Raw genomic sequence first — 14,335 nt, 5'->3', positions numbered from 1 at the left:
TATCTGGCCGTGGTTCCTACCTATTTCGCCCCCTAAAACTGTCCGAAGTATTGCATCCAAAGCACGGCAGTAATTGCTGCCGTGCCAAGGATGAAGAAACACTTTCTGCCCAAGTTGCTATTACTTGATATCTAGGGTTGACGACCCCAGAAAAAATTATCTGTTGATGATCCACCGCTACGAAATAACAATTCCACCAATCAAACCATTTTTTAATTTAATTTGTAAATCCATGATTCTTAATCCTTATTGCTACATATCAAGCTTGATTAAAATAGACGATACAAATTTTATACCGACAATTGATCGCCTTCTTTGTTCAACACAAAGGAGTTCATCATTTTGGTTAGGCTGAATAAAAATTGGATATATGGCTATAACAAGATAAACCTGCCGACGGTCACCAGCCCTTTGTCCTTAATCGGTATGCCTTGTGTGATTTTAGGAATCAACTCCAAAAATCAACTTATACTTCATTAGGCAGCCCACCTCCAATAACTAAACCTCATAATTTGAGGTGTTTTTATTTCAGTGGTGAATTTCAATAAGTGCGCACGGATCGATGTAGATGGCAGTCCTAAGAATATCATGAAAATATAAAAGAATTAGTTCATTGAGTGTAAATTAGATCCCTATGTCAGGGCAGGTTCTAAAATAGAGCCCAACAAGTTAGAGCTGATGCTGGCTTTATATCTACTCGTTGTGCCGTGTCTCGGTAAACTTCGACGGGCAACTGACAATCAAATGTCTGGTGTGGGCATTCGTTGTTGTAGAAATTAAAGTATTTGATCAAAGATTTTCGCAAGGCCTCAACATCCACATACTCTTTGAAATAGATCTACTCGGTGCGGATGATAGAGGGCGGGCTTCCTCTGGAAGAGCGAGACGAGTTTAAAAAGCCTGCTGCATCAATAATCCATCATTCGGAGCACACCTTACACTTTCCGAGGGGGCCACCCAGCACGCCCATCAAGATCTTCGGCGCCGATCGCGCCCGCAAAGAGGCAGAGTATGGAAAGAGGACTTTATGGGAATATGGGGAAACTGAAAACCTGTAACGACAAGATCACCGAGCTGAGCAAGATCATCTCCACCTAAAGATGGAGATCAAATCCTCGGAAGCCTCGGCCAGTGGCTCAAGAATTTAGGACGAGAATTTGATAGTGTCATATGCGTGAATGGTTCTCCCCCTCCATTCCACCCAAAAGCCGCGAGTCAAATTTACACCGAACTAATCTATATAAATCAATAAGTTAGCGAGTTTTTGCGCAACGTTTCTCTCGATTCTGTCAAATAGCCAGTATTGTGGCGATCCAAAATGGTGTGGCGAATGATCAAACTACAACACAGGTCGGCAGTGGCGAGGTTGCTCTCACTACGCAAACAGGCACCGGCAATGTGGGCAACACCTTGCAATAGATCTGTTTATTAAAGTCGATATAAACCCGGGCAGTTATTTAAAATATCTCATGACTTTTTGGTATTTATAAACAATGTGCCAGGTAAAGAAAATCAAAGGGACCACAAACATGACTGTAATTTGATTGAATAGAACCGACATGTTCATGGCTTGTATGATTCTGAACAATTCATAGATATCAGTAAGCATCATTATTGGAAGGTAGATGGTCCAAAAACGTGGAAATGCCACCCTTTTCGAAAATGCCAAACCATATAGAGCAACATAAAAAATGATATAAATGACCAAGCTAACCAGTAGCCACCATAGCGGGTCATTGGACTCGTTGACTGTAAATAAGTGATATTGTGACCAGACTTCCAGAGGGACAAGTATAAAAAACAGTATTTTCCAGCCAACACTGGGTTTATATCTGGGAATAGAGTTATCTATAGCACTATCAGGCGCCCGATACAGATCCTGCATTGAGAAACTTCCTTATTATTTACCGCTTTACCGAATAGGCGCCAAATGCCTATCCGAAAGTTACTTCTCGCCATTCCCTGAGCTTGATTAAGATAACAATGCAGGTCGAAATCTGGCACTGTGGCTCTCATATATGAGATCAGCGAGCATATTATCTGCAGCCTCAAAGTCAACACTTGGTACAAATGTTTATCGATAGTGTGAGCCAGCTCATTACCCAAATGTGACAACATAGTCTGGCGCCATTGTGTAACAATGTGATCAATGAAAAAGCGGGATGTCAATGTGTGAATGCCGCCAATTCTGAGCCTGCTGGTAACCCCAAAATGACACCACTTGACGCTCGCGCTCTTTATCATTCTCCGAATAAAGAGAAACGGTGATAGTAAATTACCCGAAAGGCAGGGTCGCCAACTTGGTGTTCCAACAAATATTGGTAGTTGCAATCGATATTCAAGCTCCAATTACCGCTAGCTATTGACTTTGAAAGCAGTGAGAATATGCTCATTCTCCACAACAAATCGGAGATTGGACCATTAGACTTCGATTTTATTGTAAGAATGATGAGAAACAGCTTTTAGCCAGCTACACCACCTAGCAGGCCAACCGCTGACAAGGGAGTTTCGCAGTGCAGGATCTGTATCGGGCGCCTGAAAGTGTTCTTGAAAACACGCTCCCAACCTATCGCCCCAGTGCTGGCTGGAAGATTTTCTTTTTCATCATGGTTCCCTTGGAAATCTATTCCCAGTATCTTGGCTTCACGTCTAACGATTGGGGTATGCCCATTTGGTGGCTGGTCATCAGCTTAATGGTCTACTCGCTTTTTTATCTTGCCTTGTTTGGTTTGGCCTTTGCGAAGAAAATCGCTTTCCCCCAGCTATGGATTTTTTATCTGCCGGTACTTGTCCTAACTGATATATTTGAGTTTTCCTTACTCGTTAAAGACCTAAATATGTCATCCTTGGGAAACCAGATTATTGTGATGCTCTACCTTATGTTGATTCTCTTTACTTGGCATATTGTCTATAAATATCAAAAAATAATGAGATATTTCACATAGCATCTGTCCTTTTTCTTTACACACTGATAGTGCAAGCTACTAAAGCCCTCATATCCGCCTGGTAACACACAATGGGCGCCGGTCTACCCAAATAGTAGAGGGCTTTATAGGGCGCTAAACATTTCCAGGCATCCAGCCACCAAAACTATACTCCTAGAAATTTGATACTTCTGTCCCAGTGCAATTCCCGCTCAAAAATATAACACTCTGTACATCCCCATGCTGAGGCTGTTGGTATGTAATGTAGGTGTGTAATGTTAATTTAAGGGTTATAAAAGTCAGGCTACCAGACTACTGCCAATGGAATCATTAAAACTGCGAGCGGAACACTTGGAGGTTTTGATCCATGCTATCCGTGCCGACGGCTATCAACTCTACGGCCCCTTATTAGATAACGGGGCCATTACCTATGGTGAAATTGGCACTGCCTCTGACCTACCTCAGGGCTGGACCGATGAACAGGAGGGCGGCCAGTACCGCCTCAAACGCCGAGCCGACAAAGCCTACTTTGGCTATGCAGTTGGACCCCATTCGTGGAAACAATATCTGCAATTGCCGCGCCGACCTGTCTGGAAAGCAAGTAACTCTGGCGGCGATCTCCAAATTCTTGAGATCGAAGAGGCCCCAGTGAAACTTGCTTTCCTTGGTGTACGGAGTTGTGAGCTACACGGCATTGCTATCCAGGATCGGGTTTTCAGTCAAGGAAATTACTCCAACGAAAGCTATACAAGGCGCCGCGCAGAATTGTTTACGATTGCGCTTGAATGCACAACGGCAGCAGATACCTGCTTCTGTATGTCTATGAATACCGGACCGTATGTGCGGCTGCCCAGCGATCTGATACTAACGGAAGTGGTTAATTCTGATACGCATTTTCTTTTGATACGCAGCGGTAGCCCGGAAGGTGAAGCAATACTGAAGCAGCTCCCCACAGAAATCGCAACGAAAACAGACTTGAAACAGGCTATTGAGGCGGTAGACCAGACTGCACAGAAAATGCGCAGTGGACCGCGAAATTTCGATAGTTCAGATTTGAAAGAACTGCTGTATCGCAACTACGACAGTCCAATCTGGGACAAAGTCGCAGAACGCTGCCTTTCCTGTGCCAATTGCACCATGGCTTGTCCTACTTGCTTTTGCTCAACGGTCGAGGACTCCACCGACTTAACTGGCACTAAGGCTGAGCGCTGGGAGCGCTGGGATTCCTGTTTTACCGCTGACTTGAGCCACCTGTCTGGAGGCCCTGTCAGAGCGGACACGCGCACCCAATATCGCCAGTGGATGACCCACAAACTGGCCACTTGGTACGATCAATTTGATAGTTCTGGTTGTGTCGGTTGTGGCCGCTGTATCACCTGGTGTCCAGTAGGTATCGATATTACGGAGGAAGTTCAGAATATTCGGGCACAGGAAAAGCCATGAAAAACATCGCCAGTCTTCTACATGAACACCCGTTCTTCCACGGGTTAAGTGGCGGGGATTTGAATTTTCTCGCGACTTGTGCAGAAAATTCACGATATAAGGAAGGGGAGTACCTGGCCAAAGAGAGCGCCCCGGCGAATCATTTTTTCCTAATCCGCTCTGGGCGTGTTGCCGTGGAAACCTTCGTTCCCAACCATGGCCCGCTGTGCCTAATGACGTTGCAGGACGGCGATATCTTTGGCTGGTCCTGGCTTTACCCCCCGTATCTCACGGCTTTCGATGCCCGTGCACTGAGTCCAGTCCGCTGTCTGCGGCTGGGCGGCAAGTGTCTGCGGGAAAAGTGTGAAAGTGAACCTCGATTGGGGTTTGAACTGATGAAACGATTTGCAAGGATTGCTACTGAGAGATTGCAAGCAGCCCGGATACAGTTACTGGATGTCTATGGGCCGCACCCTTCGCAAAATCCTGTGCAAAGGCGCCCGCACCTGTGATTCCCAGTATGTGGCGTATCGAGCGACGGCACGAGGAATTTCCCGGAACCGTCACCTTGGCTCTGAGAAGAGAAGGTCATCTGGAGGTGCCAGCCTTGCCCGGCCAGTTCAATATGCTCTACGCCTTTGGTGCCGGCGAAGTTGCCATATCCCTGAGTGGCCCAAGTGCTCCTTCATCAGATCCCCTGATCCACACAATTAAGAGCCAGGGGTTCGCAACCCAAGCGCTATGTCGCTTGCCTGTTGGCGCCCAGTTGGGTGTTCGGGGTCCTTTTGGGCACGGCTGGCCCATGCTTGATGGCAGCCATCGACCGCTGGTGATCATTGCCGGCGGCTTGGGCCTGGCGCCGCTGCGGCCGTTGATCTACCGCTTCCTTCAGGGACAATTGCCGGCGCGGAGCCTTCAGGTCTTTTACGGTGCGCGCCGCCCGCAAGAGATGCTATATCGGGAGGAACTGCCTGCCTGGGGCAAATCATTTGAACTTGTGACATCGGTAGATCATGCCGATACCAACTGGAACGGTCATGTCGGCGTCATAACTGATCCATTACGGGTATCAGCCGTCAATGTGAAAGAAGCACTTGTGCTTCTTTGTGGGCCGGAGATCATGATGCGTTTTTGTATCCAGGTGCTTCGGCACAAAGGCGTACCTGCATCCAGTATCTATCTATCGATGGAACGCAATATGAAGTGTGCTATCGGCCTGTGCGGGCACTGTCAATGGGGGCCCCACTTGGTCTGCCGGGATGGCCCTGTTTTCTGCTATCAGGATGTGTGCAAATGGTTTCAGATCAACGGTCTTTAGCTTCTGACAGGGCACTGCCAAAACTGGCAGTTTGGAAATTTACCTCCTGTGACGGATGCCAGTTGAGTTTACTCGATTGCGAGGATGAGCTTCTTCTCCTCGCGGGTCAGCTAGACATCGCCTACTTCCTCGAAGCATCTAGTCAAGTAAAGGAGGGCCCCTATGATATTTCCTTGGTGGAAGGCTCCATCACCACACCGGCAGATGCGCAAAGAATTCTCGATGTCAGACGCCAATCCCAAGTCCTGATCAGTATTGGTGCCTGCGCAACCGCAGGTGGTATACAGGCGCTTCGCAACTTTGCCGATATACAAGCATTCACCCGCGCGGTTTATGCACATCCGGAATATATTGCGACCCTGAAAGAATCCACACCAATCTCTGCTCACGTCACGGTCGACTTTGAACTTCAAGGGTGCCCCATCAATAAGCATCAATTGATCGAGGTAATCAGCGCCTTCCTACACCAGCGCCCCCCCCAGGTAGCCAACCACTCGGTGTGTATCGAATGTAAATTGCGCGGCAATGTGTGTGTATGGGTTGCCCATGGCACCCCTTGTATGGGCCCGGTTACTCATGCGGGCTGCGGTGCCATTTGTCCAAGTTATAACCGCGGATGCTACGCTTGCTACGGACCCAAAGAAAATTCCAATACGGGATCACTGTGTCACTGGTGGGCGGAAAATCTCCATGTAGAAAATACATTAATTATAGAAAATCTTAGGAATTTCAATCCATTAGCACCAGCTTTTAAACAGGAAAGTGAGGGTAGGGCAGACGGTGACAGCGACTAAGTTTCCTCTCTGTTACTCCCATCGGGTGACCCTCCTGGGCGAGTTCCATGGCCGCTCAACGTAAAACGATTAAAGTCGATTACCTCGCCCGAGTTGAGGGTGAAGGTGCCCTCCATATTGACTACGACGACAGTGGCATCCAGGAGGTCAAACTCAAGATTTTCGAACCTCCCCGATTCTTTGAAGCGCTTCTCGCTGGACGCAGCTATCTGGAGGCACCGGATATTACTGCGCGAATCTGCGGTATTTGTCCGGTGGCTTACCAGATGAGTGCGGTCCATGCGATGGAAGATGCCCTTGGGATCAAGCCCACCGGAGCCTTGCGCGAATTGCGTCGTCTGCTTTACTGCGGTGAATGGATCGAAAGCCATATGCTGCACATCAGTATGCTCCACGCGTCAGATTTCCTCGGCTATCCAAATGCTGTCGCCATGGCCAAAGATCACCCCAAGGTAGTGAAGAATGCCCTGGAAATTAAAAAGGCCGGCAATGCGCTGGTCCGCTTGATTGGCGGGAGGGAAGTTCACCCAATCAACGTCCGGGTGGGCGGCTTCTATAAGGCGCCTAGCACAAATGCACTTCTCTCGTTACAGCAACAATTGGAAGCTGCAAGGAGCTTGGCCGAACAATTGGTGTGTTGGTCCGCCACGCTGCCCTTTCCAGATTATGAATGGCGAGGAGAGGATCTGTACGAGTTTGTCGCTCTGAAACACCCGGAAGAATACCCGATGAACGAGGGCAGGATTACCTCAAGTAGGGGCTTGGATATCAGCTCGCAAGAGTATGAAAACCACTTTGTAGAAGAGCATGTCGCGTACAGCACCGCTCTACACTGCACACTGAAAGCTCGTGGCTCCTATCTGGTAGGTCCTATTGCTCGCTTTAATCTCAACTACGAAAAGCTATCACCCAGAGTACGACAACTGGCAGAAACGCTCAATTTTAAGGCGCCCTGCATTAACCCCTTCCAAAGCATCCTGGTCCGAAGCCTTGAAGTGCTCTACGCCTTCGATGAGGCGCTGCGTATTATAGGCGATTACGTAATGCCGGAAGAGCCTCACTTACACACCAAACCTAGGGCAGCCAGTGGATACGCCGCAACTGAAGCGCCGCGGGGGTTGTTGTACCACCGCTACGATATCGACAAGACAGGGAAAATATCCGCCGCAAAAATTGTTGCGCCCACTTCGCAAAACCAAAAGACCATCGAAGACGACCTGCGCCTTATGCTGCCGAGGTTCATGCATTTCCCCGAAGACAAACTGCGGGGCCTGTGTGAGCGGGCAATACGGAATTATGACCCTTGTATTTCCTGCTCCACTCATTTCCTGCAACTACATTTTAACGATGGGAATGCGGAAAAAACCTAACCCCTGGCTGCTGGTGAGCCTGGGAAACCCCCTGCGCAGCGACGACGGTGTGGGCCCATTTCTGCTGCAACGGCTGCGCCAACAGTTGGGTCATTCGGTGGAATACCTGGAAAGCGGTGGAGATATTTTACATTTACTGGCGCGATGGAAAGATCGATGGGTCTGTCTGGTGGATGCCATGATTAGCGACAGGCATACCGTAGGAGAGGTGATCTCACTGGATGGCTTGCAAGATCCCCTTTCTCCGTCGCTTTGTAGTACTTCGAGTCACGGGTTTGGTTTAGCGGAAGCAATAACAATGGGAAAGCTGATTGATTCTCTGCCCATACGACTGGATATTTTTGCCATCAACTCAGAGAACCTGGCGAAGGGCGAGAAGCTATCGCCAACAGTCGTCAAAGCTGCGCTTCAAGCGGAGCAACTTATCATTGCGCACCTGTCAGCAGTCAGTGGAGGCCCACAATGCACGAGCAGAGCCTGATTAAAAACCTGATCGACAAAATTCACGAACTTGCAATGGATGAGCCCGGCAAGCCCATCGGTGTGCGCTTGCGTCTGGGCGCCTTGGCCCATATCTCTGCCTCCCACCTTCGCGAGCATTTTGACAGGGAGATACTCGGCACGTCTCTTGAAGGGCTTAAGCTGGAGATAGATCAACTCACAGATATTAAGCATAAAGACGCACAGGAAATCATTTTGGAGAGTCTGAAATTCGAGGAGACCGATGGCCACTGAACGCCGCCATATTGAAATTGCCGGTTTGGTCCAAGGCGTCGGCTTCCGACCGTTTGTTTATCGGCAGGCAGAACATTTTCAGCTGAAAGGCTGGGTCGCCAATCACAGTGGTGGCTTGCATATTGAAGTTCAGGGAAACAGTAGAGAGATCGAGACTTTTATCGACAAGCTGTCTTCAGATAAACCACCTTATAGCCGTATTATCAGAATCGAATCACACCCGGTACCCCTGCAGGCGGAGTATGGCTTCCGTATATTACCAAGCGTGTGGGATTCCAGCTGTTCCACCCTGGTGCTGCCCGACCTGGCGCCCTGTGATGACTGCCTCAAAGAATTATCGGACCCTAAAAATCGCCGCTACGGCTACCCATTTATCAGCTGTACTCTCTGTGGCCCTCGCTACAGCATCATCGATAAACTGCCCTACGATCGCGCCAATACATCAATGCAACCGTTCCCGTTGTGCGGAAAATGTCTCGGCGAGTACAGAGATCCGCTGAATCGGCGCTTTCATTCGGAACCCAATGCCTGCCTGGAGTGCGGCCCGCAGTTGCGGTTGTGCTCTTCATCCGGGGACACTGTCGCCGACAGCGAACAGGCGCTGTACCGAGCCCTGGATGCCATCGCCAAGGGTAAAATTGTGGCGCTCAAAGGCGTGGGGGGATTTCAGTTATTGGCGGATGCTGTCAATGGCAATGCGCTGGCGGAGCTACGCCGACGCAAACGTCGCCCCCATAAGCCCTTCGCTCTCCTTTATGACGAATTAAAAAATGTGTGTCGGGATTGCTGTGTCTCGGACCTTGAAGCCAGACTCTTGTCCGCCAGGGAGAGGCCTATTGTTTTATTGGAAGCCAAGGATGAGTCCTGCACCTCCATACACCATTTGGTGGCTCCTAATCTCACAAATCTGGGGGTGATGCTCCCGGCGTCACCATTGCACTATTTGCTGGCACGACACTATGGAACCCCGCTGGTAGCCACCAGTGGCAATCTGGCCGAAGAACCCATTTGCACCGACAATGATGAGGCCTTTGAGCGCCTCGGTAAAATTGCTGACTGCTTCCTGGTCCACAGCCGACGTATCTTACGCCCCCTGGATGACTCAGTTCTCAGAGTCGTCAACAATCGGCCGCTAATGCTGCGCCGCGCCCGTGGCTATGCGCCATTGCCGATCACGTTGCCGCAGCACGCAGAAGATCGCAAACTTGGACGGGATACCTTGTTGGCACTCGGCGCAGATCTAAAAAACACAGTGGCCCTTTCTCATTCGGGATGGGCTTACCCAAGTCAGCATATTGGTGACTTGGGCAGCGCCAATAGCTTGAGTCACTTCAATCGCACTATCGGTGATCTCACCAATTTACAGCGCTGCCAGCCCGATAAGCTAATTCACGACCTGCACCCGGGATATACCTCCTACCGCTGGGCTCTGAAACAGAAGACAGCACGAATCGGGGTGCAGCACCATGTTGCGCACCTGTTCTCCTGTATGGCGGAGCACGCCCACTCCGGTCCAGCACTGGGAATTTGTTGGGATGGAACCGGTTACGACTGCAGCGGCGTAGTGCGCGGCGGTGAATTTTTACATTGGGATGGCCGCTCCCCGGTCACGCATCTGGCCAGTTTCCGTACTTTCCCGTTACCGGGAGGAGAGAAGGCTGTACGCGAGCCAAGGCGCTCAGCCGCTGGCCTCCTTTATGAAATATCAGGGTTTGTAGCGCTACAGCACCAAGACCTTAAGCGCTGCTTTACTCGCCGTGAACGCCAAAATCTGGTGACCATGTTGAAAGGGGAGATCAACAGCCCCCAGTGCAGCTCTGTCGGCCGCCTGTTCGACGCGGTATCTGCACTGCTGGGGCTGACAACCCGCATGAGTTTTGAAGGCCAAGCGGCGATGGCCTTGGAACAGTGCGCGCGGGGCGTTAGCTCTAAGGACAGTTATCCCTTTAACCTAGCCAAAAAAGACGGCCGCTGGGAACTGGATTGGGCACCTTGTATCAGCGCTTTGATTTATGACGAAAACAAATCATTGCCCCAGCGCGCAGCGGCCTTTCACAATACGCTCGCGCAGATGGCACTGGCCGTGGCTCTGAAACACGGGGAAAAAAATGTCTTTCTATCCGGCGGTGTTTTCCAGAATAAACGATTGACTGAAACGATAACCGCACTCTTACAAGCTCAGGGTTTTTCTGTCCATTGTCACAGTGAGGTACCCCCCAATGATGGCGGCATCGCTTTGGGGCAAATTCACTACGCCCACTGCATGCAGGCCGCAGGGCAACCATTGGGAGAGGTACCGCCCTAGTGTGCTTGGGAATACCGGGAAAGATAGAAACCATTCATAGCGCTTCTGAATATGAGCGAAGTGGCAAGGTATCCTTCGGCGGTATCAGTAAAGAAGTCAACTTGTCACTGGTGCCTGAAGCCGGAGTAGGGGACTACGTTATCGTTCATGTGGGCATTGCTATCAGTACCATTCGGAAAGAAGAGGCCAGCAAGGTCTTTAAGCTGCTCAAAACACTCGGTTAATAAAATTTGCGATGAAATACTTACAGGAGTATCGAAACGGAGACTGTATCCGTACTGTCGCAGCAGAGCTTGAAAAAACCAGCTCTCGGCCCTGGACGTTAATGGAAATTTGCGGCGGACAGACCCACGCGATTGCCAAATATGGCTTACAACAACTACTTCCACCGGGTATCCAACTGGTACACGGTCCCGGCTGCCCGGTTTGTGTTACTCCGCAAGAGATTATCGACGGGGCCATTACGATTGCGGCAATGCCCGACGTTATCTTCTGTTCTTATGGTGATATGTTACGGGTTCCAGGATCAGTGAGCGATCTGTTGCAGGTAAAAGCAGGCGGAGGCGATATCCGTATTATCTATTCTCCGCTACAGGCGCTACATTTGGCTGAACAGAACCCCAATAAGCAGGTCGTCTTCCTTGCCATTGGCTTTGAAACCACGGCAACAGCAAACGCCCTGACGCTGTCCCTGGCCAAGCAGAAAAGTTTGCACAACTTTTCTGCACTGATTTCCCAGTTCCTGGTAGCACCCGCCATTCGATCTATTTGTGCCCGCAAGGACTGCCAAATTCAGGGGTTTCTGGCTGCCGGACATGTTTGTGCCATAACAGGCTATGAGCAATATCATCAGCTGGCCGAAAACTACCATATCCCTATCGTAATCACCGGTTTTGAGCCTCTGGATATTATCGAGGGCGTGCTCAGATGCATTCGCCAATTGGAAGGGGGCCACTACCGAGTAGAGAATCAGTATCAACGTGCAGTAACTCAAGCGGGCAATCGAACGGCCCAAAGCCTATTGAAGACAGTATTTAAAATTTCAGCACAACACTGGCGAGGCATTGGGGAAATTCCAACCAGCGGTCTCATACTAAAAGAAGAATACGCAAGTTTTGATGCCGCTCGGCGATTCAATTTGCCGACCAGCAATCGCGCAGATAACCGAGGCTGCCTGAGTGGCGAAATACTGTTGGGGCTTAAAAAGCCCTGCGACTGTCCGCACTTCGCTCAAAAATGCCACCCGCAACAACCTTTGGGAGCACCGATGGTCTCGTCCGAGGGCGCCTGTGCGGCCTACTACCACTATCGAGATCAGGTAAGCGTCAATGGATCTGCACTGCCCAATTCTCCCAACCGATAACGATACTGTGCGCCTTGGCCACGGCAGTGGCGGCGCAATGACTCAGCGCCTACTGACCGATTATATTCAACCCCTGTTCAACAATACTTGGATATCACAGGCCCACGACAGCGCAACACTCCCATGGAACACGGATCGGCTGGTATTCACTACAGACTCTTTTGTTGTCACCCCATTATTCTTTCCCGGCGGCAATATCGGTGAGCTGGCCGTCTACGGCACCGTCAACGACCTGGCAATGGCCGGCGCCGAGCCCAAATTCCTGAGTTGCGGTTTAATTCTAGAGGAAGGGCTGCCGATGGTAACTCTGAAGCGGGTATTACAGTCAATGGCAAAGGCCGCACAGAGTACCGGTGTGATGCTCGTTACCGGCGATACCAAAGTCGTCGAGAGAGGCAAAGGTGATGGGATCTATATCAACACCAGCGGTGTCGGCCAGCAGATAAGTCAGTGGCCAATCGAACCCGGTCGTATCTGCCGGGGAGATGTAATTCTGTTATCCGGTGATATTGGCCGACACGGAATCGCTGTAATGGCCAGCCGGGAGGGATTGGAATTTGAAAGCAACCTGACAAGCGACTGCGCTCCACTTAACCGCGCCGTCGCTGAACTCATACAAGCTGGTGTCGAAATCCACTGCCTGCGAGATCTTACTCGCGGCGGTCTCGCAACAGCGCTGGTGGAGCTTGCCGAAAGCTGCGGTAAAACATTTTCTCTGGATGAAAGCCGTATTCCTGTCAGTGAAGCGGTGGAGGGTGCCTGTGAAATCTTGGGTTTGGACCCACTTTATGTAGCTAATGAAGGACGCTTTGTTGCCTTTGTCCCTGAGAGTTCTTCAAAACTGGCAACTTCAATTCTCCGTGGTACGGTAGCGGGGTCACTTTGCGAGATCATCGGCCGAGTTGGAGATGGGGACCATCCGCAAGTAGCCCTGAAGAACAGCCTTGGGTGCGATCGATTATTGCAACGATTGCCAGGGGAGCAGTTGCCCAGGATCTGTTAGCCGATAGAATCTTAAGCAGACAAATATAGTTTTCTGGAAAAAAAATGACAATCTCAACATCCCTGGCCCTATTTGTCTCAATGTCAGTTCTTGCTCTGATTCCTGGTCCCGGCGTATTGGCCGTAGTTTCCCGAACTCTCGCATTAGGATTGCGCCAGGGCCTGATTGCAGTAACGGGGATCGTTGCGGGCGACTATTTGTTTATCCTATTAGCATTATTTGGGATGAGCACATTAGCCGAGACCATGGGCAGTTTCTTTGTAATCATTAAGTATGCAGGTGCCGCCTTTCTTATTTGGCTCGGAGTGAACCTAATTTTCACTGGGTGTAAAGCGAAAGGACCATTAGATCAGGTGCAGACAATGCCCTCCAAATCCGGGGGCAATCTCTCAAGCTTCCTGCTGGGCTTGTTTACCACCATGGGTAATCCAAAAGCTATCCTCTTTTATGCAAGCTTTTTCCCCGCATTCCTCGATCTAACCCGCGTTACTTCTATTGATATCCTGGCTATCTTCACGGTAGCGACTCTATCCGTGGGCAGTGTCATGGCTGGCTATGCATACTTTGCCTTCAAGGCACAGTCGACGATTGGCAGGTCAAATAGGGGGGCCGCATTGAAGTATGGTTCCGGAGTTTTGTTGATTGGTAGCGGTATCTTTGTGGCTGTACGAGAATAGGTGAGAAAGTAGCAGTCTTTCATTCGACGAGAAAATAGCCCGCGCCTTCTATTTCAATTGAGCCATAGTCACTGTTACGACTAGCACAGCCGTGACATTAAATTTCCCGATAGCCCGACAAAGCAACGAGGCCAACGTGCATAGGTCCTGTTCTATTCCGTGATATCGCCCCACATAATATGGCCATCCGTGGAGGACTGAGATCAGTCATCAGCGAAGGCATCCTATCAGGCTGGAACCGATATATGTCATAAGCGAGGTGCGTTTTGTCGTAATTGTCCCGAACATGCCGCCAGCTAGGCGACTTCTATCTTTAGAAAGACAACAGTGGCGGGGTTATTGGTAGTGTTGAAGGAGGGTGCTATACCCCAACACTTCGGACAGTTTCATGCAGCTATAGCCCCATAGTCACTGTACCGCTCGT

General features: G+C 50.0%; 13 protein-coding genes. All 13 read left to right on the top strand.

Going from position 1 to position 14,335, the window contains the following annotated elements:
- The first annotated feature begins 2,513 nt into the window (after nucleotides 1-2,513).
- The 13 genes from MO867_RS17425 (at nucleotide 2,514) to MO867_RS17365 (ending at nucleotide 13,911) form a co-directional block, all read left to right on the top strand.
- Complete coding sequence (locus MO867_RS17425; RefSeq protein ID WP_252471516.1) at nucleotides 2,514-2,945, top strand: hypothetical protein; 432 nt, start codon at nucleotides 2,514-2,516, stop codon at nucleotides 2,943-2,945.
- Nucleotides 2,946-3,245: 300 nt separating this feature from the next.
- Entirely contained in the window at nucleotides 3,246-4,367 is a 1,122-nt protein-coding gene (locus MO867_RS17420; RefSeq protein WP_252471514.1) for a 4Fe-4S dicluster domain-containing protein, read from the top strand.
- Nucleotides 4,364-4,858 (top strand): cyclic nucleotide-binding domain-containing protein, encoded by a 495-nt coding sequence (locus MO867_RS17415; RefSeq protein WP_252471512.1) that lies wholly within the window; start codon nucleotides 4,364-4,366, stop codon nucleotides 4,856-4,858. Before MO867_RS17420 ends, MO867_RS17415 begins: the two co-directional genes overlap by 4 nt.
- Nucleotides 4,855-5,664, top strand: coding sequence for an FAD/NAD(P)-binding protein (locus MO867_RS17410; protein WP_252471510.1), 810 nt, complete (start codon nucleotides 4,855-4,857; stop codon nucleotides 5,662-5,664). The genes MO867_RS17415 and MO867_RS17410 overlap by 4 nt, the downstream gene beginning before the upstream one ends.
- Nucleotides 5,640-6,458 carry an NADH-quinone oxidoreductase subunit B family protein gene (locus tag MO867_RS17405; RefSeq protein ID WP_252471508.1) on the top strand — a complete coding sequence of 273 codons (819 nt, stop codon included), beginning with the start codon at nucleotides 5,640-5,642 and terminating at the stop codon, nucleotides 6,456-6,458. The genes MO867_RS17410 and MO867_RS17405 overlap by 25 nt, the downstream gene beginning before the upstream one ends.
- Before the next feature lie 47 nt (nucleotides 6,459-6,505).
- Nucleotides 6,506-7,828, top strand: coding sequence for a Ni/Fe hydrogenase subunit alpha (locus MO867_RS17400; RefSeq protein ID WP_252471506.1), 1,323 nt, complete (start codon nucleotides 6,506-6,508; stop codon nucleotides 7,826-7,828).
- Nucleotides 7,812-8,309, top strand: a complete 498-nt coding sequence (locus MO867_RS17395; protein ID WP_252471504.1) for a hydrogenase maturation protease — start codon at nucleotides 7,812-7,814, stop codon at nucleotides 8,307-8,309. Before MO867_RS17400 ends, MO867_RS17395 begins: the two co-directional genes overlap by 17 nt.
- Nucleotides 8,291-8,563: a hydrogenase/urease maturation nickel metallochaperone HypA gene (locus MO867_RS17390; protein WP_252471502.1), complete on the top strand. Its 273-nt coding sequence runs from the start codon at nucleotides 8,291-8,293 to the stop codon at nucleotides 8,561-8,563. Before MO867_RS17395 ends, MO867_RS17390 begins: the two co-directional genes overlap by 19 nt.
- Nucleotides 8,553-10,868 carry a carbamoyltransferase HypF gene (hypF, locus tag MO867_RS17385; RefSeq protein WP_252471500.1) on the top strand — a complete coding sequence of 772 codons (2,316 nt, stop codon included), beginning with the start codon at nucleotides 8,553-8,555 and terminating at the stop codon, nucleotides 10,866-10,868. Before MO867_RS17390 ends, hypF begins: the two co-directional genes overlap by 11 nt.
- Complete coding sequence (locus tag MO867_RS17380; RefSeq protein WP_252471497.1) at nucleotides 10,868-11,092, top strand: HypC/HybG/HupF family hydrogenase formation chaperone; 225 nt, start codon at nucleotides 10,868-10,870, stop codon at nucleotides 11,090-11,092. Before hypF ends, MO867_RS17380 begins: the two co-directional genes overlap by 1 nt.
- Before the next feature lie 11 nt (nucleotides 11,093-11,103).
- Nucleotides 11,104-12,231 (top strand): hydrogenase formation protein HypD, encoded by a 1,128-nt coding sequence (hypD, locus tag MO867_RS17375; RefSeq protein WP_252471495.1) that lies wholly within the window; start codon nucleotides 11,104-11,106, stop codon nucleotides 12,229-12,231.
- The gene (hypE, locus tag MO867_RS17370) at nucleotides 12,197-13,234 is read left to right on the top strand and encodes a hydrogenase expression/formation protein HypE (RefSeq protein ID WP_252471493.1); all 1,038 of its coding nucleotides are present in this window, start codon (nucleotides 12,197-12,199) and stop codon (nucleotides 13,232-13,234) included. The genes hypD and hypE overlap by 35 nt, the downstream gene beginning before the upstream one ends.
- Nucleotides 13,235-13,278: 44 nt before the next feature.
- Nucleotides 13,279-13,911, top strand: coding sequence for a LysE family translocator (locus MO867_RS17365; protein ID WP_252471491.1), 633 nt, complete (start codon nucleotides 13,279-13,281; stop codon nucleotides 13,909-13,911).
- Nucleotides 13,912-14,335 lie beyond the last annotated feature (424 nt).

This window comes from Microbulbifer okhotskensis (assembly GCF_023895975.1).
Taxonomy (GTDB): domain Bacteria; phylum Pseudomonadota; class Gammaproteobacteria; order Pseudomonadales; family Cellvibrionaceae; genus Microbulbifer; species Microbulbifer okhotskensis.
This window is presented reverse-complemented; position numbering and strand designations above follow the sequence as displayed.

Excerpts from the sequence above, each read along its gene's own strand:
- MO867_RS17390 (WP_252471502.1), top strand. The coding sequence starts at position 8,291 with ATGCACGAGCAGAGCCTGATTAAAAACCTGATCGACAAAATTCACGAA.
- MO867_RS17365 (WP_252471491.1), top strand. The coding sequence starts at position 13,279 with ATGACAATCTCAACATCCCTGGCCCTATTTGTCTCAATGTCAGTTCTT.
- MO867_RS17420 (WP_252471514.1), top strand. The coding sequence starts at position 3,246 with ATGGAATCATTAAAACTGCGAGCGGAACACTTGGAGGTTTTGATCCAT.
- hypE (WP_252471493.1), top strand. The coding sequence starts at position 12,197 with ATGGATCTGCACTGCCCAATTCTCCCAACCGATAACGATACTGTGCGC.
- hypF (WP_252471500.1), top strand. The coding sequence starts at position 8,553 with ATGGCCACTGAACGCCGCCATATTGAAATTGCCGGTTTGGTCCAAGGC.
- MO867_RS17400 (WP_252471506.1), top strand. The coding sequence starts at position 6,506 with ATGGCCGCTCAACGTAAAACGATTAAAGTCGATTACCTCGCCCGAGTT.
- MO867_RS17415 (WP_252471512.1), top strand. The coding sequence starts at position 4,364 with ATGAAAAACATCGCCAGTCTTCTACATGAACACCCGTTCTTCCACGGG.
- MO867_RS17395 (WP_252471504.1), top strand. The coding sequence starts at position 7,812 with ATGCGGAAAAAACCTAACCCCTGGCTGCTGGTGAGCCTGGGAAACCCC.
- hypD (WP_252471495.1), top strand. The coding sequence starts at position 11,104 with ATGAAATACTTACAGGAGTATCGAAACGGAGACTGTATCCGTACTGTC.
- MO867_RS17405 (WP_252471508.1), top strand. The coding sequence starts at position 5,640 with ATGGTTTCAGATCAACGGTCTTTAGCTTCTGACAGGGCACTGCCAAAA.